At 62.3% G+C, this 20,616-nt stretch carries 24 protein-coding genes; 11 read left to right on the forward strand and 13 right to left on the reverse strand.

Features of this window, described 5'->3' with window-relative positions; genetic code table 11:
* Window positions 1–56: 56 nt before the first annotated feature.
* Both WC729_RS09925 and WC729_RS09930 read right to left on the reverse strand, forming a co-directional pair.
* The gene (locus WC729_RS09925; RefSeq protein WP_372852119.1) at window positions 57–2,852 is read right to left on the reverse strand and encodes a DUF3857 domain-containing protein; all 2,796 of its coding nucleotides are present in this window, start codon (window positions 2,850–2,852) and stop codon (window positions 57–59) included.
* Between the two features lie 4 nt (window positions 2,853–2,856).
* On the reverse strand, window positions 2,857–3,192 hold the full coding sequence (locus WC729_RS09930) for a hypothetical protein (protein WP_372852121.1): 336 nt from the start codon (window positions 3,190–3,192) through the stop codon (window positions 2,857–2,859).
* 14 nt (window positions 3,193–3,206) lie between these two features.
* Here WC729_RS09930 and WC729_RS09935 point away from each other — a divergent pair, with 14 nt between their 5' ends.
* The 5 genes from WC729_RS09935 (at window position 3,207) to WC729_RS09955 (ending at window position 7,664) form a co-directional block, all read left to right on the forward strand.
* A complete protein-coding gene (locus WC729_RS09935; RefSeq protein WP_372852123.1) occupies window positions 3,207–3,752 on the forward strand; it encodes a DUF5681 domain-containing protein in 546 nt (181 codons plus the stop codon).
* Between the two features lie 400 nt (window positions 3,753–4,152).
* Entirely contained in the window at window positions 4,153–5,010 is an 858-nt protein-coding gene (locus WC729_RS09940; RefSeq protein WP_372852125.1) for a helix-turn-helix domain-containing protein, read from the forward strand.
* A gap of 249 nt (window positions 5,011–5,259) precedes the next feature.
* Complete coding sequence (locus WC729_RS09945; protein ID WP_372852127.1) at window positions 5,260–6,642, forward strand: hypothetical protein; 1,383 nt, start codon at window positions 5,260–5,262, stop codon at window positions 6,640–6,642.
* Window positions 6,643–6,903: 261 nt separating this feature from the next.
* Window positions 6,904–7,140 (forward strand): hypothetical protein, encoded by a 237-nt coding sequence (locus WC729_RS09950; RefSeq protein ID WP_372852129.1) that lies wholly within the window; start codon window positions 6,904–6,906, stop codon window positions 7,138–7,140.
* 383 nt (window positions 7,141–7,523) lie between these two features.
* Window positions 7,524–7,664: a hypothetical protein gene (locus tag WC729_RS09955; protein ID WP_372852131.1), complete on the forward strand. Its 141-nt coding sequence runs from the start codon at window positions 7,524–7,526 to the stop codon at window positions 7,662–7,664.
* Between the two features lie 114 nt (window positions 7,665–7,778).
* On the opposite strand, the gene WC729_RS09960 is transcribed toward WC729_RS09955, so the two are convergent.
* From WC729_RS09960 to WC729_RS09970, 3 genes are all read right to left on the reverse strand, one after another.
* A complete protein-coding gene (locus WC729_RS09960; protein WP_372852133.1) occupies window positions 7,779–9,149 on the reverse strand; it encodes a hypothetical protein in 1,371 nt (456 codons plus the stop codon).
* Window positions 9,150–10,142 carry a 26S protease regulatory subunit gene (locus WC729_RS09965; protein WP_372852135.1) on the reverse strand — a complete coding sequence of 331 codons (993 nt, stop codon included), beginning with the start codon at window positions 10,140–10,142 and terminating at the stop codon, window positions 9,150–9,152.
* Between the two features lie 230 nt (window positions 10,143–10,372).
* On the reverse strand, window positions 10,373–10,951 hold the full coding sequence (locus tag WC729_RS09970; RefSeq protein WP_372852137.1) for a hypothetical protein: 579 nt from the start codon (window positions 10,949–10,951) through the stop codon (window positions 10,373–10,375).
* 137 nt (window positions 10,952–11,088) lie between these two features.
* Between WC729_RS09970 and WC729_RS09975 the strand changes: the two genes are divergently transcribed.
* Window positions 11,089–11,298, forward strand: a complete 210-nt coding sequence (locus WC729_RS09975) for a hypothetical protein (RefSeq protein ID WP_372852139.1) — start codon at window positions 11,089–11,091, stop codon at window positions 11,296–11,298.
* A 111-nt stretch (window positions 11,299–11,409) separates the two neighbouring features.
* Here the strand turns inward: WC729_RS09975 and WC729_RS09980 are convergent, their stop codons facing one another.
* Both WC729_RS09980 and uvrC read right to left on the reverse strand, forming a co-directional pair.
* Window positions 11,410–12,027, reverse strand: coding sequence for a hypothetical protein (locus WC729_RS09980; protein ID WP_372852141.1), 618 nt, complete (start codon window positions 12,025–12,027; stop codon window positions 11,410–11,412).
* Window positions 12,028–12,179: 152 nt separating this feature from the next.
* Window positions 12,180–14,102: an excinuclease ABC subunit UvrC gene (gene uvrC, locus WC729_RS09985; protein WP_372852143.1), complete on the reverse strand. Its 1,923-nt coding sequence runs from the start codon at window positions 14,100–14,102 to the stop codon at window positions 12,180–12,182.
* A 69-nt stretch (window positions 14,103–14,171) separates the two neighbouring features.
* Here uvrC and WC729_RS09990 point away from each other — a divergent pair, with 69 nt between their 5' ends.
* Window positions 14,172–14,891 carry an SDR family oxidoreductase gene (locus tag WC729_RS09990; RefSeq protein WP_372852145.1) on the forward strand — a complete coding sequence of 240 codons (720 nt, stop codon included), beginning with the start codon at window positions 14,172–14,174 and terminating at the stop codon, window positions 14,889–14,891.
* A 3-nt stretch (window positions 14,892–14,894) separates the two neighbouring features.
* Here WC729_RS09990 and WC729_RS09995 read toward each other — a convergent pair whose 3' ends face one another.
* The 6 genes from WC729_RS09995 to WC729_RS10020 all read right to left on the reverse strand — a co-directional run bounded on the left by WC729_RS09995 (window position 14,895) and on the right by WC729_RS10020 (window position 17,788).
* Entirely contained in the window at window positions 14,895–15,242 is a 348-nt protein-coding gene (locus WC729_RS09995; RefSeq protein WP_372852147.1) for a hypothetical protein, read from the reverse strand.
* A 102-nt stretch (window positions 15,243–15,344) separates the two neighbouring features.
* Window positions 15,345–15,899 (reverse strand): hypothetical protein, encoded by a 555-nt coding sequence (locus tag WC729_RS10000; protein WP_372852149.1) that lies wholly within the window; start codon window positions 15,897–15,899, stop codon window positions 15,345–15,347.
* On the reverse strand, window positions 15,892–16,386 hold the full coding sequence (locus WC729_RS10005; RefSeq protein WP_372852151.1) for an ATPase: 495 nt from the start codon (window positions 16,384–16,386) through the stop codon (window positions 15,892–15,894). The genes WC729_RS10000 and WC729_RS10005 overlap by 8 nt, the downstream gene beginning before the upstream one ends.
* A gap of 16 nt (window positions 16,387–16,402) precedes the next feature.
* Complete coding sequence (locus tag WC729_RS10010) at window positions 16,403–16,615, reverse strand: F0F1 ATP synthase subunit C (protein ID WP_354280586.1); 213 nt, start codon at window positions 16,613–16,615, stop codon at window positions 16,403–16,405.
* Window positions 16,616–16,678: 63 nt separating this feature from the next.
* The gene (locus tag WC729_RS10015) at window positions 16,679–17,437 is read right to left on the reverse strand and encodes a F0F1 ATP synthase subunit A (RefSeq protein ID WP_372853299.1); all 759 of its coding nucleotides are present in this window, start codon (window positions 17,435–17,437) and stop codon (window positions 16,679–16,681) included.
* A gap of 60 nt (window positions 17,438–17,497) precedes the next feature.
* Window positions 17,498–17,788 carry an AtpZ/AtpI family protein gene (locus WC729_RS10020; RefSeq protein ID WP_372852153.1) on the reverse strand — a complete coding sequence of 97 codons (291 nt, stop codon included), beginning with the start codon at window positions 17,786–17,788 and terminating at the stop codon, window positions 17,498–17,500.
* Window positions 17,789–18,126: 338 nt separating this feature from the next.
* On the opposite strand from WC729_RS10020, the gene WC729_RS10025 reads away from it, so the two are divergent.
* From WC729_RS10025 to WC729_RS10040, 4 genes are read left to right on the forward strand one after another with little or no spacing between them, the layout of a single operon-like run.
* Complete coding sequence (locus WC729_RS10025; protein ID WP_372852155.1) at window positions 18,127–18,453, forward strand: ArsR/SmtB family transcription factor; 327 nt, start codon at window positions 18,127–18,129, stop codon at window positions 18,451–18,453.
* The gene (locus WC729_RS10030) at window positions 18,453–19,319 is read left to right on the forward strand and encodes a PhzF family phenazine biosynthesis protein (protein ID WP_372852157.1); all 867 of its coding nucleotides are present in this window, start codon (window positions 18,453–18,455) and stop codon (window positions 19,317–19,319) included. Before WC729_RS10025 ends, WC729_RS10030 begins: the two co-directional genes overlap by 1 nt.
* On the forward strand, window positions 19,316–19,624 hold the full coding sequence (locus WC729_RS10035) for a hypothetical protein (RefSeq protein WP_372852159.1): 309 nt from the start codon (window positions 19,316–19,318) through the stop codon (window positions 19,622–19,624). Before WC729_RS10030 ends, WC729_RS10035 begins: the two co-directional genes overlap by 4 nt.
* Window positions 19,621–20,586 (forward strand): ornithine cyclodeaminase family protein, encoded by a 966-nt coding sequence (locus WC729_RS10040; protein WP_372852161.1) that lies wholly within the window; start codon window positions 19,621–19,623, stop codon window positions 20,584–20,586. Before WC729_RS10035 ends, WC729_RS10040 begins: the two co-directional genes overlap by 4 nt.
* Window positions 20,587–20,616: the final 30 nt, after the last annotated feature.

The following is a 20,616-nucleotide window of genomic DNA, read 5'->3' on the forward strand; positions in this document are numbered from 1 at the left end:
GGTGAAAATTCTTTCAACGTCCTTTCCGTTTACGAAGCAGCAACACGATTTTGCGGTCAGGGCACGATTCCGTACTTGGCGTAGGTGCGGTCGATCTCGGGCGTCATCATGCGCGCTGCCGCCAGATCGCCCTCGCTTGCCTTGGCGTCGCCCATGCGTTTGCGCACCACGCCGCGCATATACATGCTCGCGGGGAGGCCCGGCTCGAGATCGAGCGCCGCGTTGAGATCGCTCAGCGCATCCTCGAAGCGGTTCATGCGGAAATAGACCATCGCGCGGCTGTCGAGGATCGACTGAGGCGAATCGCTCAGCTCGATCGCCTTGGTGCAATCCTTCAGCGCGGTGTCGAGCATCACATTGAGCGTGCCCTTCACCCAGCAGCGCGCGTTGAGCAGCACCGGGCTGCCCGGAGTCGCGGCGATGGCGGCGTCGATCGTCGCGATGGCGCCGTCCTTGTCGCCGCTGTCGCCGAGGATCTCGGCCTTGGCGGCCATGAAATTGGGCTTGTCCTTGCCGCCCTCGTCGATGCGCTGGTCGAGCAGAGTCAGCGCCTGATCCTTCTTGCCGTCGTCGGCGAGCAAGGAGGCGAGCTGGTTGATCGCCGCGCCCGATGCCGGATCGACCTTGCGTGCAGCGTTGATGTCGTCGAGCGCCTTCGCCTTGTCGCCGGTCGCTTCGTAGAGCCGCGCGCGCCACAGATAGAAATCGACATTGGGGTCGATCGCGATGGCGCGCGTCAGATCCTCGATCGCCGGGCCGCGCTCATAGATGCGCTCGAGGAACCAGGCGCGGTTGCGATAGGGCTCGGCCTTGGCCGGATCGTCGGCGATGCCCTGCTTGTACTGCGCGAGGATCGCATCGAACCTTTTGGCCTTCTTGCCCGCTGCGACGATCTGGTACGGCGCGGCATAATCGGCCGGGGCGACCACGCGCAGCAGGTGCTGCTTCGCCTGATCGAGCCGCTGGCGCTCGGCGCCGATATCGGCAACCGCGATCTCGGCACCGGTCGACATCATCCGGTCCTCGGTCGTCACCCAGCCATCGGCCAGCGTCGTCGTCCGCTCCACCTTGGTGCCGGCCAGGGTGGCCGACAGGGCCTGATTGCCTTCGAGCGTGAAGCCGGTGCCGCCATCGGGCAGGCGGATCTTCGTGCGGATCACGAAATTATGCGGATTCTCGGTCGCGACCGGGATGTCGCGCCAGGCGGGACGGGTACGGTCGGGCTGGAAATTGAGCTGGGTGACGGCACGGTCGAGCGAATCGCGATAACGCTCATTCTCCTTGTCCCAGTCGGGATAGGCGACGCCCGCCGCGTGAAGCGTCGCGGTGCCCGCGGCATCGTCGAAGCTGATGTTGCGCGTCATGATCGTCGGCTCGTCGAGATAGGGCGCGATCAGCTTGCCCGCCATGTCGGCCAGCTGGTCCTTGCTCGCCTGGAGCGCGCCGGCGCGGAACAGCTCGGCGAGCTGCCCGCGCACCGTGACCGCGACCTTGAACGGCGCGGGGAAGTTCACCCCGGCGGTCTCGTCCAGCTCGATCTCGGCGCGCAGCTCCGGCCGCGCATCGGGCCGCAGCGGCACCGGGATCAGCCCCGACCCCGCCACGCGTACGGGGAGGACGAAGCGGAAGGGCGGCGCATCGTGGATATCCTCCAGCCGCGCACCGCCATCGGTGCCGTCGAGCCACAGTGCCTCGCCCGCCACGGTCGCGCGGACAAAGACATGGTCGAACGCGCCGGGCGTCGGCAGGCGATCCTGCAACAGATCGCCGAGCTGGCTGCTCGCCAGCACAGGCTCGGCCTCGATGCCGAGTTCGTGCAGGATGGCGAGCAGCAGCAGGGTCTTGGCCTTGCAGTCGCCGTAGCGCAGGTTCCAGGTCTGGGTCGGCGTCTGGGGCACGTAATTGCCGCCATCCATGCCCTTGAACAGATAGCGCACCTTGCCCTGCACCAGCTGGAGCGCGAGCGCGGTGCGCTTCAGCGGATCCGTCTCGGCGGCCTTGATCTTGGCGATCTCGCCGGCGAGCGGGCTGCCCGCCGCGACGAGGCCGTCCGTCGCGTAGAGCGGCGCCATCACCTTCGAGATGGTGTTCCAGCTGTCGAAGCTGGTCGCCTCGAGCATCGGCGGGCGGCGGAAGCGCGCGGGGGCGTCGGCGGGCATCTCGGCCGGCTTGGCCAGAGGCAGCGCGATGGTCAGCTCGCGATAGCCGCCCGCGGTGGTCACCAGGGGCTGGGCAGCGCCGATATTGGCCTTCCAGCGGATATCGACGCCCTGCGGCCAGATCAGGCGGCTGCGGGCGAACTGAATGCGCAGCGGCTCGGTGGGGAGCAAGGCGAAGGCCTGGACATTGCCCTTGAGCGTCGCGTCCTTCTCGGTGGTCGAATAGCTCAGGTGCAGCACGTCGCCGACGCGAAGCCCCTCGACCGCCATGGTTGCGGTGAGCATGCCGTTGAGCATGCGCTGCTCGAGCTGCTCCTCGCGGCGCAGCACCGAGAAACGCTCTCCGGCGGCGAGCAGGTCGATATGCTCGGTGCCGCGGATGATCTCGGCGCGGTGGACGATCAGGTCGCCCTTGTCCGGCGACCATTGCAGCTTCACCGTGCCGAGCGAGTCGAGAATCTGAGTCGAGCCGACGCGGGCCGCGGTTTCGACGTAACCGGTGACCTGCCCGTCCTTCAGCCGCTGCTGATTGTCCAGGATCAGGTAGACGGGGGAATCGTCCTTCACGGTCGCCGGGTCGAGCGGCGGGGCCGGCTTCACCCAATCCGGCGTCGGCGCATAAAGCGGCTTGTCGCCGGCATGGGCGGCAGAGCCGGCTGCGAGCAGCGTGGCGAAGAAGATCGGCCGATACATGATGTTACCCCTTGTCCTGCAACGACTCTAGCGTGGCGCGCGGACGCGACAAGCGGGGGCGGAAAGGATTTTTAGCGCGCGAATGGTGCGAAAACGGGAGCGGTCCGGTGCGATTGGAGCGCAGTTTTTTTCTTCCGCTGTTATGTTGGATTTTCGCCCCGAAATAAGCGTGCGATTTCAAGGGCAAGATCCCCGTTTTCCCTGTTACGCGATAACAGCGGAAAAACGGGCCGAACAGCGGCGGAATTTTCCGCTGTTCGCGACAAAATCGCGCCGAAAATTCCCCTGCTTGATTCAAATGTTCGCCGGGATCGGGTCTTGAAAGGGCGGGATGGTCCATAGCGAGTGCATGACATGGCGGAACGGCAGATTGAATCGGGCGACGATATGGCGGTGGCAGAGGAAGGCGCCGAGCCCGACGCCTATGCGGTCGGCAAAGGCAGGCCGCCGATCGGCAAGCGCTTCGCCAAGGGCAAGTCGGGCAATCCCCGGGGGCGGCCGAAAGTGCGCGGCGGATCGGGCGCGCCAGGCGATCGGCTGATCGGATCGGACGAGCCGACGCGGGTGATGATCCTGGAGGAAGCGTATCGGACGATCACCGTGCGGGACGGCGAAGACGAGGTCGAGATGACCGCGAACCGGGCGGTGTTCCGCGCGATGATGGAGCGCGCGCTGAAGGGAAGCAGGATCGCGCAACGCAAATGGATCGAGATGGTGGAGGCCGCCGAGGCGCAGCAGAAGCGCGACCAGCATGTGCTGTACAATGTGCTGGAGCTGCCGAAACGCAAACGTGTGATCCGGCCCGGCTGGGGACCGGTGCTGGATATAAAATGGACGGACGAGATCGTGGTCGATCCGAATATCGGGCGGACGGTGGTGCGGCGGGTGGAGGAGGAGTGAGGCGGGGCTGCCGGTATGGGGTGGCGCGCCAAACTGGAGATAAGTGGAGTGTCACCGGAATACTGGAGATAAGTGGAGTGTCACCGGAATACCCACCGGAATACCGGACTCCTGATAGCGCTGTGTACCGGACTCGACACCGGCTTCCCTACTCACGACGGGATTTGAACCCGCGACCTATCGCACGTCATTCCAGCGATCGCGCTACCACCTGCGCCACGTTGCACGGTCGTTCCTGACGAGGGAACTGCGCTTCCTTCAGCGCCGCCACAGCGGGTGGATGATAGGCGGATTAACTAATGGCCGCAATCTGAGGGATTCCGCGGCGAAATGATTGTGAAAAAAGCCGCATTCCCGTAGCGGGAATCGCGCAAGAAACATCGTCGACTGAGCAACACCTATGTCGAACCTGAAGATGGATTTCCGCCAACCCCCTGCCCGGCTGGCCGATCATTTCTCGTTTTTCTACCATTTCCAGCAGGACGATGAGCGTTTCGAGGGAGTCGACCGCGCCGATTATGCGCAGTTTCGCTTCATTCTGCGGGGCGACAACGCACGCTATCGCTTTGTCGACGGCACCGAGCAGGCGATGCCGGACATCTATGTGCTGGGCCCCACCACTGGATCCTCGAGCCTGAGCTGCGACGGCGCGGCCGAGGCGATCGGCGTCGGGCTGATGCCGCATGGCTGGGCCGCGCTGGTGCCGATGGATGCCTCGGCGGCGGCGAACCGGCTGTTCGACGCGAAGGATCTGTTCGGCCCCATCGTGACCGAGGTTTTCGGGAAACTGCGCGCCACGCAGGATTTCGATGCGCGCGTCGCGATCCTGGAGGAGATGCTAGTCACGCTGATGATGCGGCAGAAACCGGTATATCAGGCGTTCGTCGGCCAGGTGAACGAGTGGCTCGCGGGTGCCGCCGCGCCCGACATCAACGACCTGGTCGCGCTGACTGGCCTGTCGCTGCGGCAGGTGCAACGCAGCTGCAAACGCTATTTCGGGTCGCCGCCCAAGGTGCTGGCGCGCAAATACCGGGCGCTGCGCGCGGCGGTGGCGATGACGCATCGCGACCCCGAGCTGGACGAGATGCTGGAAGAGGGATTCTACGACCAGTCGCATGTGACGCGGGAGATCAAGCATTTCACCGGCATGACGCCGCGGGCCTTTGCCGAGCATCCGACGGAGCTGAACCGGGAGATCGCCAAGCGGATTGCGCTGGAGCGGGAGAATCCGATCAGGCGCAGTGGTGTGATTACCTGAGGCAGGTGACTCTGCCGATGGTTCAGTATTGCGTCCCCGGAATATCCTGCCGGTATGCGCAACGGAACTTCGCCTCGCCTCGCGTTACACGACCGATGAACGGCTCGAACTCGCCGAAAAGGTCGTCAACCCGGCCGCAGCCACGAGGGATGCTTCGCTTTCTAGAATAATTCTTCGATAACCGTGTAATAGACTTTCGCGTTCAAGTTTCGCGTGCGAAACGATCTGAATCAGCGAGAGGAAGAGATCATGGTCGCGAAGGGAATCGATTATTATCTTTACTCGGATTCGGAAGATCTCCGCACCGATCTGGCCGTGCCGCAGACTCATCGTTCACACGGCCCCGAGGCCAATTTCGAGCACAACAACTTCCAGGTCCGATCGGACATGATCCCCGATCCGGTCAACTATACCGGCAGGCTGGAATGGGTCACGACCGATCGCGGCAAGGAGATGATCAGGCATTGGCAGAACATCAGCTCGCTCGACGGCAACCTCTACACCGGCACGATGCACAATATGTTCAACTCGCCGCCGCGGATCGGCAATCCGACCGTGTGCTGGGGCCTCTACGACGCGGGATCGGGCAAGATCTCGGGGATGACCAACCAGCATCAGTTCTACGTCTATGCGACGCGCGATCAGCGCCGCTGGATGGGTGATCTCGCGAAGCGCAATCCGCGTGTCGCGCGCGGGCCCTTCGCCCGGTTCGCGCTGCCCGGTTCCCATGATGCCGGCATGTTCGACATGCGCCCGGTACGGAAGGTGGTGCACAATCCCGCGTTCGTCCTCGCGCTCGGCGCGGCGATGGGCGTGGCCGCCGCCGCGCTCGGGCCGCGCGCCATCGCCAATCTCTCGATGACGCAGAAGGACGATATCCGCACGCAGCTCGATATCGGCACCCGCTATTTCGATTTTCGCCCCGGCTGGATGCATCCCGCGATCCGCCCTTTCTTCGGGAACACGCTCTACCACCAGCACGGACTGGTCCCCGGATATCCCTATGTGGATTTCCTGGTGGACGTGCTGCGCTGGCTCGAGGCCAATCCCGGCGAGATCGTGGTGGTCAACCCGAACACCCAGGGCTTTGCAGCCGATGCGATGAAGCCGACTGCCCAGGCCGTGAGGGACGCGCTCAATGCCGCGATCGCCAGGGTCAAACCGCCCCGGCCGATCGGCATCGGCATGTCCACCGATCTCGTCAGGAGCTACGATGCGCTGATCCGCGACAATACCCGCCTGATCTTCTCAAACGAGATCCAGAACGGGAACCGCTTCTACAACAGCTGGAGCGGGGCCTATGCCACGTTGAGGCCCGCCCCCATCATCAAGGCCTTTGAAGGCATGAAGCGCGACATGCCGGCGGGCGCCAACCATGTCGTGATGCAGATGCAGGCGACGGCGACCAAGATCGGCGCGGTCGTCGCGGCCTCGGTCGTCACGTCGAGCGACGCCTCCTCGCCCCTGCTCGCGACCAAGCCGGTAATGGACGCCGCGACCAATCCCTGGCTGCGCGCCAACGCCGCCAAGCGGCTGTCGCCCGATCACCTGCTGGTGTTCCTCAACGACTTCGTCGACAATTGCATGGTCGAGACCGCGATCCAGGTGACCGAGCAGCGCGCACGGGATTGAACGCGGCGCCTGGGTTTCTGCTACGCCCTGCCTTGGTCCAAGATAACGATGACAGTGCATTCAATCGACAGGTCAAGCGGGGCGGCGGCGCTTGGGTGAGTAATTAAATGCACTGTCACCGTAATTCCAATGTGATGCAATCCGTCAGGCTCTCATTTGTAGCATCCACCATATTAATGTATGTTTTCTCATCGCTAGCCAACAAATGAGGCTCTAGCGGCTGAGAGACTGAGTGCTCCCGCCTTGAGGCTGGAGAACACTATGCCCCGATACTTCTTCGACATTAAGGACGGTCACGACTTTCCAGATTTGCAGGGATCGGAGTGGAAGGATTTGGCTGAAGCGCGAATCGAAGCCGTCAGATACGCGGCCGAGGTTCTGAAAGAGATGCCCGAACGATTCTGGCATGCGGAACTGTGGACGATGTCGGTCCTGGATCACAATCGAAACCCACTATTTACGCTCAAGTTCTGCGCTGAATCGACTCACATATTGTGATCGCTGGCCGACCACATTTTCTCTTATTCCCTGCCGACATGGCCTGAACAAAATCAGGCCATCATCGCCTTCCTCGACTATGAACCCTGGCCAGAGCCAAAATCGCCTGGAGACAAAATATACACAGAGCGACGGCGATGGGCTGGTCGATCAACCGGGCTGCCATATCGATCGGTGTGGATGAAGGCACGTTCGTAGCTGGGAGAGGTACCGACAAAGCTCTGCGGGATAACCGCATTCCAAGCAGCAGAAGACGGAGAATTGGGATGAGGCTTTTGGAAAAGCATCGCAGAGTAAAGGGGTTATTGCACCCGTCACCGTAATACCACCGCGACCCCGAGCTGGACGGGCTGCTGGAAGAGGGATTCTACGACCAGTCGCATGTGACGCGGGAAATCAAGCATTTCACCGGGATGACGCCGCGGGCCTTTGCCGAGCATCCGACGGAGCTGAACCGGGAGATTGCGAAGCGGATTGCGCTGGAGCGGGAGAACCCGATCAGGCGGAGCGGGGTGATCACGTGAAGTCGATCGCGCTGTGGATAGTTTAGTATAGTGCCCCGAAATACCGCTCTTAAATGAGATGATTATTTCATACTCGAAAAGGTATCGGCTTTGACGCCGGGCTAGCGAGCTAATTTACCAGTAAATCGCGACCACTTCGACATCGAGAAGGTTTGCTTCTTCAACTTGGGCTTCCGTATCTCCTACGTCTGCCACAATCCGCCCAGTTTGCGAAGGCTGCGGGAACAGCGGAATCTCCAGGCTCCTCCGAATGCTTTCGCGCAGTTCCAAGTCTGCGGCCGAATCGATTGTATGACCTGTGCGACTTTCGATCGTCGCTTTGACGGCCGCGAATGCGGACCTCTGTCCCTCAGCAGTGGCGCCATCAAACTGGAGGCTAGCGATTTCGCGATCCAGTTCAGAGACTTCATCGACCGTGAGGCAATGATCAATTTTCCCAAGCAATTTGTCTTGATATCTGAGCAGGGCCAAACTCAGCCTAGCAGCTGCGGGTTCTACATTTTCGTAATTTTGACCATTTGCCGATTGCAACATTGCGGTCCGGCTAGATACCTCAATCTGCTTGGCGATATCTGGGGCAAACTCTTTGAAGATATCGGCGACCTTAATAGGGTTCCAGGCTTTCTGGATACCATTCTTCGATAGCCTACACAGCATGATGAATTCGTTGTCTGCGAACAAAATTCTACGAATATCCTTCCAATATGCCAAATGCTCGGTGACGCCTACGATCCTCAGTGGTGAAAAATTTACTCTAATGCCCTTGATCGAGTCCTTATGCGTAATAAACTTATCTTCTCCGAACGGAACAACAACATAATCCGAGACAACACCATCAACAGGTACTAGTCCAGCTAATAGCTTAGTAATTATTTTGTTTGCATTCTTTGCTTGGTATAAATCACTAAAATTTACACTTTCCATAAGCAGGACAGGGCTTTCGTCAAACATCTCCGAAAATTCAGCCACCATGTAACTAATCTGAAAAATCCACGACGCCGATAATTTTACCTTGAATTCTACTAAGTCACCCCTCATTAAATATTTAACGTTGTGTACTGCCCCCGTAAACGCCTCCGAAAGTAAATCCTCGAACGATTCCGCTTCTTTAATGATTTGTATTGGCTGTATTTTACGGAGGTTGGGCAGCTTGTGCAGCTCGCGGAAGAGTGATTGAGCGGTAGCCTTTCGCAGAGTTTGTAGAGCGTTGCTATTGGTGGTCTGAAAACGGGAGTTAATCTCCGTAGAAAGTAGCATTGGGCTATTGGCGGATATCTTACCACCAATTTCAGCGATTTGCTCGCTCCCCATCTGCGATGTGATGTTCTCCGTTATCTCGCCCTTTTGCGAGGCCAACAGACTGCCGAGGCTGACTTCGTCCAGATAGACAAACTCCCTCAGGGGTTCCGGAGCTTGGTCCGGGCCAAGTCCAGATTGGACGTTCCTGCGTCCTATCCATGGAAATTGACGCTTGAATCTAACCATCTACGGCCGACCTTCCATTTTGCGATCAGGTCGGCGAGCAACTCGTTCGTAAGCCTGCGCCATATCCTCCGCAGCTATCTGCTTGCGCCTATCTGATGCGGCGATCATGGCGGCCTCCGTCCAGATCGATGTCAGGCGTGCAGCGGACCAATCATGCGATCTTATGGCGATATCGATAAGCGGAAGGTCTTCCGAACATTGAATTTTGCGGGTACCGATTTTGAGAATTGCGAGGCGATCTAGCAGGGTAGGAAGCCCGAACTCTATCTCCCAGTCAAAGCGGCCAGGTCGGGTTAGAGCGGGATCGAGCGCATCGGCTCTGTTTGTGGCGGCTATGACGACCGTCGCGCTTTTGCTTGAGTCGAAGCCATCCATGAGAGTCAGAAACTGCGCCACCAGCCGACGAGATGCCTCGTGGGAATCTCCTGCTCTACTTTCTGCTATACTGTCTATCTCATCAAAGAAGATGATCGACTTTCCAGATTTCGAGCTTTCTGCGTGATCGAAGATCTTGCGAAGCAAATCTTCCGTGTCACCAACCCATTTGCTGACGATCGATGGGCCGCTTATGTCGTAAAAATTTGCACCGGCCTGGTTCGCGATAATCCGAGCCAGATGTGTTTTCCCAGTTCCCGGTGGACCAGTGAAAAGTATGCCCTTGACGGGGCGCGCTCCAATTGCTTCGAGTTCGGCGCGTCGCTCAAGCTGGGTCTCAATGAGTTCCTTTGCACGAAGGACCACATTTTGGTAACCACCAAAATCGTCGAACGTCAAACCATCGCTCTGAGGCTTGACCAAAAATGAGGCTGGAGAAATTTGTTCTTCTGCGGGATGTTGACGAACGCGGATAGGCTCCTTTGCGATCACGCGGTTAATTGCCGACGTCGAACTATCGATCTCGACGGTAAATTCTGGCTTAATGTCCAAGTCTTCCGGGTTTCCCAACACCAAAAGTGCGTTTCCTGATTCTCCGAGGATCGTACCGTCGTCCAAAATTGTTCGGACAACCGATGTCAGAAAAGATCGAGGCCACACCTCTTCTGGGAGTTCCGGTGACACTTCACTTAATTCACTGGCGCACCGGTGTGTTGGGTAATTGAGTGGAGTTTCACCGGAACCCCATACCGGGCGAGCATGAAGCTCGATAGCGTGCTTATGCCGGTGCCGAGCACACCTCCGCCTAGACCGATCAACGCGCTCGAAATCTCGTTTCCCATGATGGCTCAGCGCTGAAAGTCAGTCTCGCACGCGTCACGCGGCAAGATTTTGGCGGCACCCTTCAGGGTGAAGTTGGTGGATTGCCCGGTACTCAATCGAACGCGCATATTCGCTCCGGCACGCATCGCGGCCCACCACGCCCGAAACGTGTCATAACCAACATGGCTTGCGGTCTCCACGTAGCCATCCTTGCCAAGTTGAACCTCGAACTCATCCGGGCCAATGGTCACGATGGCGGATTGCCCCTGCTTCGGCTCGACACCGCCAATTCGAAGGCTAATGTAGGTCCGATCCTGCATACACGCGATGTAGAACTCATCGCTCCCGGCGCTGTCATTCTTGATACCGTATTCGAGGTTCCCTTGCCCAAACCCGGACCACCAGCGGCCCGTTGGCTCAGCTTGGGCGGGGAGGCAGGCGAACAGCGCCAACACTAAAACAAGCCTCTTCATCCCGCCCCCATCGAAATCTGGTCCCGGCCCCAAGCAGCTTCTCAAGGCTGTGCGGCGAACCGCACCGAGACGGCGATCTTGGCCGGTTCCAACCGCGAAGCCAATAGGGAACCGATCGACGCTGTCGTTCATTCTGAAGATTGGGAAACGAGGTCACTCTAACTAAAAAGATATAGTGGTGAGTCGCGGTTGCTGCAAAATCTCGTGAACTGCGGCTCTCACAAGCCTAAGCAAAACCCAAGCGCAATCACGCGTTCGGATTTATGATTATGAGCGATTTTCTTACCGTTGCCTTCAACACTGCTACCGTCGTCATCGGCGTGGCTACTGTAGCCGTCGCTTATGCACAGCTGCGGCGCACGCCAAAGCCGAAATTCATAGCAGAGCCTGAGGCCGAAGCGCCCTACGCTCCGTCCACCCTCTTCTTCGAGACGGTGAAGATGCGGGAGCCTGACAACCTGCCCGGCCACTGGCGCTAAGCCAGCCCATAGGAACGGCAGTATCCAAGCCTGCCCCAAAAGAAGAGTTGAGCGGCCGGAGTTAACACATCAGTTACAGCCCGCTGCGTCATTCCAGCACGCTCTAACCGTTCAGAGTTTCAGTTTTTCAAGTGCATCGATCGCCTCATTCGTCGGCAACTGCATCTCGTCCACGAAGTCCTTTAATTCACTACGGCAGATTGCAAGGGCGGGCTCGGTGACGTGCCGCCCACGAGCTAAGCTCTCTTCGCTCCCCAATTTGACCCGAGCCGCCTCGTAATCTTGCTTGAGCGTGTCGAGCGCCATGAACAGCTTGATGTCGGTGATCCGGTAGCTCTGCCGCGCGTACTCCAGCGAGCCATAGGCGTTCCGGAGAATTTCAAAGTGGGCCGCGGTCTTTAGAGCACGCTGTTGAAGGGATGCGTCTTCCGCGTCCGGCGCGACGATCGCGGTTGCCATATTTCGAAAAGTGATCAGGGCGCTTTTGAGCAAACGTTGCTCCTCCATACGGTCGCGTTTCCGCTTCCGCTCTTCTAGCCAGAGCGTACCCTGAATGGTGAGAAAGACTCCGACGACCGCGGCTAGCGCCTGGAGCCATTCTCCACCCGAGATTCCCGTGAATCCGGCCCAAACAGAGGGCCTGGATATGATGATCGCGACGACGAACGCGACGACGCCGCCGGTCACGCCACCGAGGACGGCTGATACGATGGGACTGATGGGCTTCACGCTTGCAAGATCACCTGACCGCACTCTTCTGGCAAGTCGTAGCAGCTGCTCTGACCTCAAAACCAAGGAGGCGACATTAACGGCTTGATCCGAAACGCTCTTCCGTAACTTGGCACCTTGCGCGCTTTGTCGTCAATGCCCTGCCGTTTTCCCTACCGCCCATGATAAAAATCATAAACCTGCCGCGCCACCAGCGCCGAGACCCCCGGCGCTTTCTGCAGGTCCTCCAGGCTCGCATTGCGCACCGCCCGGCCAGTGCCGAAATGCATCAGCAGCGCCTTTTTCCGCGCCGGGCCGATGCCCGGGACCTCGTCCAGCGGGCTCGCGCCGATGGCCTTCGCTCGCTTCGCCCGGTGGGCACCGATCGCGAAGCGGTGGACTTCGTCGCGCAGGCGCTGGAGGTAGAACAGGACGGGCGCGTTGGTGGGCAGGGTCAGCTCGCGGCCGTCCATCAGGTGGAAGACCTCGCGGCCCTCCCGCCCATGGTCCGGGCCCTTGGCGACGCCGACCAGGCAGACATCCTCGATGCCGAGTTCCTCCAGCACGCCCCTGGCCGCATTGAGCTGGCCGCGGCCGCCGTCGATCAGCACCAGATCGGGCCATTCGCCTGAATCCCGATCGGGATCCTCGGCCTGGGCGCGGGCGAAGCGGCGGCCGAAGACTTCGCGCATCATGCCGAAATCGTCGCCGGGGATGGTCTTCGCGTCCTTGATGTTGAACTTGCGATACTGGCCCTTGCGGAAACCCTCCGGCCCGGCGACGACCATCGCGCCGAGCGCGTTGGTGCCCTGGATATGGCTGTTGTCGTAGATCTCGATCCGGTCGGGCGGCTCGGCCAGATCGAACAGGTCGGCGACCTCGCGCAGCAGCTTCGCCTGGGTGGTGCTTTCGGCGAGGCGGCGGTCGAGCGCTTCCTCGGCGTTGCGCTTCGCCTGATCGAGCAGGCGGCGGCGGGTGCCGCGCTGGGGGATGGAGATGGCGACCTTCGCCCCTGCCCGCTCGGCGAAGGCCTCCTGCAGCAGCTCGGTCTCTTCCAGTTCGCGATCGACGAAGATGATGCGCGGCGGCGGGACCTCCTCGTAGAATTGGGTGAGGAAGCTCGCCAGCACCTCCGCCTCGGGCACATCGTTGGTGTGGGCAGGGAAGAAGCTGCGATGGCCCCAATTCTGGCCGCCGCGGATGAAGAAGGCCTGGATGCCCATGACGCCGTTCTTGTTGGCGAGCGCGAAGATGTCGGCGTCCCCCACGCCTTCCGCGTTGATCGCCTGGCTGCCCTGGATGAAGGTGAGCGCCTTCAGCCGATCGCGGATGATCGCGGCCAGCTCGAAATCCATGTTCTCGGCCGCCGCCTGCATCTGGCCGCCGAGCTTGGTCTGCACTTGAGTCGATTTGCCGGCGAGGAAGGCCTTGGCGTCGCCGATCAGCTCGCCATAATCCTCTTTCGAGATGCGATCGACGCAGGGGGCCGAGCAGCGCTTGATCTGGTAGAGCAGGCAGGGCCGGTCGCGCGTCCTGAAGAAGCTGTCGGTGCAGGAGCGGAGCAGGAACAGCTTCTGCAGCGCGTTGAGCGTGTTGTTGACGCTGCCGGCGCTGGCGAAGGGGCCGTAATAATTGCCCTTGGCGCGGCGGGCGCCGCGATGCTTCTGGATGCGCGGGAAATCATGATCGGCGCGCAGCAGGATGAAGGGGAAGCTTTTGTCGTCGCGCAGCAGGACGTTGTAGGCGGGGCGATAGCGCTTGATCAGCTGCGCCTCGAGCAGCAGCGCCTCCGCCTCGTTGTTGGTGGTGACGATGGTCATCGAGCGAGTCTGCGCGACCATGCGCTGGAGGCGTTTGGGCAGGCGATCGACCTGGGTGTAGTTGGTGACGCGGTTCTTCAACGCGCGGGCCTTGCCGATGTAGAGCACGTCGCCCTTGGCATCCTGCATGCGGTAGACGCCGGGGCGGGCGGGCAGCGTCTTCAGGACATTGCGGATCGCCGCCACGCCGGCCTCCAGATCGGGCACGTCCGATCCGCGCACGGTGAAGGTGGCCTTTTCCTCGTTGAATCGATCGGGGGTGTTGGGAGACGACATCGTGGTTCCAGTTAGGACTCCGGGGCGCGCGCAACAACGGGTATATCGTGCTCAACAGGGGAGCTGGACATGCAGTTGAAGGGCAAGACGGCGGTCGTGACCGGGGGCAGCGACGGGATCGGGCTGGAGATTGCGCGGCATCTGCTGGCGGCGGGGGCCGAGGTGATCGTGGTGGGGCGCGACGTGGGGCGGCTTGCCGCGGCGCTGGCGGAGGGGTTCGATACGATTACCGCTGACCTGTCGGATGCGGCGGGGTGCGATGCTTTGGTGAGGGAGTTGAGCGGGCGGGACATCGACGTGCTGGTCAACAATGCCGGGATGGGGGCGACTTTCCAGGTGGGGGTGCCGTTCGATGTGGGCGAGATCGACCGGTGCATCTTCCTCAATCTCAACGCGCCGATCCGGCTGATCGCGGGGTTGCTCGACGGGCTGCGGGCGCGGCCTGAGGCGATGATCGTCAATGTGACCTCGGGGCTGGCGATCGCGCCCAGCGGCAAGGGCCCGGTTTATTGCGGGACCAAGGCGGGTCTGCGGAGCTTCACCATGGCGTTGCGGGCGCAGCTGGCGGGCACGCGAGTGCATGTGATGGAGGCGCTGCCGCCGGTGGTCGAGACGCGGATGACCGAGGAGAACCGGCACAGGAAGATGCCGGCGGCGGAATGCGGGCGGCAGATCGTGGCGGCGATGGCGGGCGGACGGAACCAGGCGAATATCGGGATGACCGCGGTGCTCAACGCGGTGTATAATTTGTCACCCGCCATCGCACGGCGGGTGATGATCCGCTATTAGGGCTTACTTGATCGCCGCAAGGTCTGCCTTGACCTTGGCCAGTTGCGCGTCGGTGATCGCGCCGTTGGACAAGGGCTGGACCGCCGCGAGCGACAGGACCTTGAACTGCTCATAGGCCGGGTGCGCGGTCATGCCGGGAAGATCGGCGTCGAGCACGGCCTTGCCGGCAGGGTCTGCCGCGATCGTCTCGATCGGCGTGTCGAGGGTGAACTTCGCGGCGGGGCCGGCGTCCGCGGTTGCTGCCGGCGCGGCGGCGGGAGCTGCCGGGGCCGGTGCCGCGGGGGCGTTCTGTGCCAGGGCAGGCGCCGCCGTCATCACGAACAGGGCGGCGGTAAGGGCGGCAAGCTTCATGGGAACTCTCTCCAGTGCAGGCACGCGACTCGGTGCCCCGGGCCCGGGTGTAGCCGGGATCGAGACACCGTGAAACGGCAGGAGTGCTGACTTAAGAGAGGTTTAGTTGAGGCGCCCGAGACCGGCGATGGTCTGATCGACCAAAGGCTTGTCTGCCGTAGCGTCATGCCGCTGCGCGATGATCGCGGAAGCCGCGCGGGTGGCGGCATCGGCGGCCGTGGCGCGAACCTCGGCGATCGCAGCGCGCTCGGCCGCGGCGATCTTGTCCTCGGCCATCTTGCGACGGCGGGTGACGAGATCGGCCGAGTCGCTTTCGGCCTTGGCGATCATCTGCTTCGCTTCGGCTTCGGCATGCGCGATGATCGCAGCGGCATCGCCGGCGCTCGCCGCGTTGCGGGCCTTGGCTTCGGCAAGCTGCGCCTCGGCTTCGGTCCGGAGGCGCGTGGCCTCTTCGAGCTGGGTGCGTATCGTGGCGATCCGCGCGTCGAGCATGCCGGCGATCATGGCCGGCACCTTCTTCCAGATGATCAGGCCGATGACGACGAGCATCGACAGCGCGACGAAGCCGGGCGCCGAAATGCCCAGAGCCGTGGGCTCGTGATGCAGCTCGGTCGTGCCGGTTGCCGCCGTCAGGCTCTCATGATGCGCTTCAGCCATGCGCCAGTTCCGCCTTCACTTGCTGTTCGATCGCCGAACGATCGACCGCCACGCCCGAAAGCTTGGCGACGATGTCCTGCACCGCGTCCACGGTCGCCGTCTCGATCTCGGCCATGGCCGTGGTCTTGGCGGTGCCGATGCGGGCGGTGGCGGTGGCGAGCGCTTCGGCCATGGCCGTATCGCCCGCCTTCACCTTGGTCTCGGCCGTGGCCGCAGCCTTGGCCTTGGCCTCCGTCACCGAGCGCAGGGCCTGGGACCGGGCCGAGTCCAGCCCGGTCTGATATTCAAGCTCCGACGCGCGGGCGGCGGCATTCGCGGCCTCCGCCGCGGCGAGGTCTCCGCCGATACGGGCGTTACGATCGTCGATCGTGCGCTCGATCTTCGGGACCATCGCCTTGCCGATCCCGAAATAGATCAGGGCGAATACGATCGCGAGCCAGAACAGCTGCGACGCGTAGATCTCTCCGATTTGGGATAGCTGCGGCATTGAGGTCGCTCTTCGCTTAACGGACGACGAAGAGGATGAGGATCGCGACGACGAACGCGATCAGGCCGAGCAGCTCGGAAGCCGCGAAGCCGATGAACAGGCGGCCCTGCTGGCCGTCTGCAGCGCCCGGATTGCGCAGCGCGCCTTCGAGGAACGAGCCGAACACGTTGCCCACGCCGAGCGCGGCCAGGCCGACGCCGATCGCCGCAAGGCCGGCACCGATATACATTGCACCAAGATCAGTCATGATAAGCTCCTTAGAAATACGATAGTTAGACGAAATTCGAATGACTTAGTGCAGGTGCACCGCGTCGTTGAGATAGAGCGATGTCAGCAGCGCGAAGACATAGGCCTGGATCGCGCACACCAGCAACTCGAGCGCGCTGACGCCGATGATCATGATGAAGCTGAGGATGCTGACGAGGATGCCGAGGCCCCCGCCCGCATTCAGGCCCTGCACCACGAAGCTGCCGAACACTTCGAGCAGGATGTGGCCGGCGGTCATCGCGACGAACAGTCGCAGACCGAGGCTGAACGGGCGGACCATGAACGACACGAACTCGACCGGGATGATGACGGGCATCAGCCAGCCGGGCGCGCCGTGCGGCACGAACAGCGAGAAGAAGTGGAAGCCGTGGCGCCAGAAGCCGACCGCGAGCACGATGCCGAACGACAGGAAGGCCAGCACCGCGGTGACGGTGATGTGGCTGGTCACGGCGAAGGTGTGCAGGCCCGGCACGATCGCCAGCGGCAGCACGCCGACCAGGTTCGCGAACAGGATGAACATGAAGATCGAGAAGATGTAGGGCGCGAACTTCTTGCCTTCCGGCCCGATGTTCACCTGCATCATGTTGTCGATGAAGCCGACGACCGATTCAGCGGCAACCTGCCACCGGCCCGGCACGAGCTGACGCTTCATGCCGCCCCACATGAACAGGAACAGCAGCGCGAACACGACGACCATGAACAGCGCCGAGTTCGTGAAGGACACGTCGTATCCGAACAGATTGAGATGCCGGCCGAGCACAGGCTCGACCAGGAACTGTTCCATCGGGTCAATTTTACCGGCCACGATCGCCTTACCCTTGTGCGTTGCTGTCGGAAGCGACGGTCATTCCGCGCGCTCCTTCGAGATCTTGTAGATATTGCGGCCCGCCGCGACGATGGCGAGCACGAGGAAGACGAGCAGCAGCCAGTGGCCGGTGCCGAGCCAGGAATCCAGTACCCAGCCGAGCAGCGCGCCGCCCGCCGGAACGCCGATCATCTCCGCGAGCACGCGCGATCCCTGGCCATAGCCCTTGGCGGGCTTTGCCGCGGGGTTCCCGGCAGTACGCGCCTCTTCGACCGCGCGCGCTTTCGCGATACGGCTTTCAAGGTCATCGTTCTGGCGGTCGTCGGCCAACGCGAAAGCATCCTGATAAGAAAACGCCGCCGGGCTTGCGCACGGCGACGGAAAACATGGGGCGAGCCCCCGTTGCGGCGCCCGTTTAGAAAAGGGGTCGGCTTGAGTCAACCTTAACCCCCGGGTGGGTTTCGCGATCTTCGTCCATCGCTTCGGCCCAGGCGACGGGCTGGACGCGCCCGATGTCATGAACGCGGCATGGTGGCCTCGCTGCGTGACTTGAATCACCGTGTCAGCGCGTGCGCCTCGCGCACGGACACCGTCCAAAATGTCATGAGGGTCACTGACATTTTGGGCGGCCGATTGACGAGCCCGCCCCAGCATAGTAATTCGTCTTTATGCGAAATAGCGAATCCATTGAACCCGGCAGGCTCGACGCCCTGAAGGCCCTTGCCAGCCCTGTACGGCTTGCCGTGCTGGAGTATCTGAAGGATCCGACGGGCAATTTCCCGCCCCAGGTGGACGGCGACCCGGTCACCGACGGCATTTGCGCCGATTTCCTGCGCGACAAGCTCGGCATCGCACCGGCGACGGCGTCGCGGCACCTGACCCTGTTGGTGGATTGCGGTCTGCTGATCGCCACGCGCAAGAAGGGCTGGACCTTCTACCGGCGAGACGAGGGGGCGATCGCCCGCTTCACCGCTGCGCTGGCGGCGAGCCTCTGATGGCCGCGCTTTCCTATCTGCACGTCGATGTGTTCGCCCCCCGGCCCTATGCGGGGAACAGCCTGCCCGTGTTCCTCGATCCCCCGGCGCTCGACAGCCGGCAGATGCTGGCCATCACGCAGGAGCTTCGCCACTTCGAGGCGATCTTCCTGACCGGGACGGATGAGGCGGACCGATATCGGACGCGGGTTTTCGACCTGTTCGAGGAACTGCCCTTTGCGGGCCATCCGATCATCGGCGCCGCGGCGGCGCTGCATCACCGGGACGGCAGCGACGGACCCCGAACCTGGACGTTCGATCTCGCCGAGAAGAGCGTGACGGTCGTGACCGAGCGACGGGGGAACGGGTATTTCGGCCTGCTGGATCAGGGGCCGGCGGCGTTTCTCGGCGAGGTGGCGGCGCGCGACATTGTCGCTGCCGCCTTCAGCCTGTCGGGTCGCGACCTGGATCCGTCGCTGCCGCTGGCGGTGGTGAGTACCGGGTTGCGCTATCTCATCGTTCCCGTCCGGCCCGGTGTGCTGCCGCGTGCGTCGATCCACGCCGATATCTCGACGCTGCTGCAGGATTTCGGCGCGCAGTTCGCCGTGCTGTTCGACGAAGCGGCGCTGGAGATACGCCATTGGAACAATGACGGGATCGTCGAGGATATCGCCACGGGTAGCGCCGCCGGCACGATCGGCGCCTATCGCCTGCGCCATTGCGGCGCGGTCTCGGGGGGAGCCTTTACCCTGAACCAGGGCCGCTTCACTGGCCGGCCAAGCCAGATGATCGTCGAGCCTCATGGCACCCCGGAGAGCGTCCATTCAGTCAAGGTCGGCGGCGAGGTGGCGATCGTGGGGAGCGGACGGATCGAGGTGCTGCCGTGATCGCGCGGTCATGGAGCGGCAAGGTGCCGGTCGACCAGGCCGACGGTTTCTACCGCCATCTGCTCGCCACCGGCATCAGCGACTATCGGGCTCAGCCGGGCTGTCTCGATATCGGCCTGTGGCGCCGCGACGCGGACGGCTGGGCGATCTTCACGCTGACCTCCCTCTGGCAGGACATGGACAGCGTGCGCGCCTATGCCGGGGAACGTCCGGACGATGCGGTGCTGTATCCCGACGACGAAGTCCATGGCCTGGTGCCCGACCTGACCGTGCAGCATCACGCCGTGCTGGACACCGCGCCATGAGCGTGCCGATCATCGACCGGGAGCAGCTTCAGTCGCTGGTGTCGTTCGAGGGTCTGATCGAGCCTGTCTCCTACGCGTTCCAGCAATCGAGCGCGGGGAAAGCCGAGAACGGCTTCGTCGCCATGTTCCCGATCGCCGACCGGACCCGGGGCGACGTCTATGTCAAGACGGGCACGCTCGACGGAGCGCCGGTCCATATCGTCAAGGTCGCGCCGTGGTTCGCCATCAATGTCGAGCAGGGACAGCCGCAGGGCGGCTTCCTGGCGGTGTTCGACAGCCGGACCGGGCATACGCTGGCCCTGCTCGACGACCGGCATTATCTCTCGGACATCCGCACCGCCGCCGCCGGGGCGTTGGCCGCGCGGATGCTCGCCCCGGCGCGGGTAGGAACCGCGAGCGTGCTCGGCTCGGGCGTGCAAGCTTATTGGCAGACCCTCGCGCTATATGGCGAACGGCCGTTCGAGATGTTGAAGATATGGGCGCGCGACCCGGTCAAGGCCGAGGCGCTCGCGCACAGGCTGCTGGCGCGGCTGCCGGGGATCGAGGTGCAGTGCCACACCGACCTGCGGCACGTGGTGGAAGCCGGCGATGTCGTCCTGACGACGACGCTGTCGCGCGAGCCGATCCTGCGCGGCGAGTGGCTGCGGCCGGGACAACATGTCACCGCGGTCGGTGCCGACGATCCGAGCAAATGCGAGCTGGACGCGGCGGCGCTGGGGCGTGCGCGGGTGTTCGTCGATTCGATCGAGACGGCGGTCGCCAATGGCGATGTCCATCGCGCGATCGCTGCCGGAGCCTATGAGCGCGACGCCATCGCCGGCGAGATCGGCGACGTGCTCGCCGGACGGACGATCGGGCGCCGGGGTGCCGACGATATCACGATCGCCACCTTCGTCGGCATCGGCGCCCAGGATCTCGTCGCCGCGCAGGCCGTGGTCGAGAAGGCCGGCATTCGCGTCTAGCGGCGCTGGAAAATCACTTTGCCCCCCTTC

It is taken from the genome of Sphingomonas sp. (genome assembly GCF_041661825.1).
Classification (GTDB): domain Bacteria; phylum Pseudomonadota; class Alphaproteobacteria; order Sphingomonadales; family Sphingomonadaceae; genus Sphingomonas.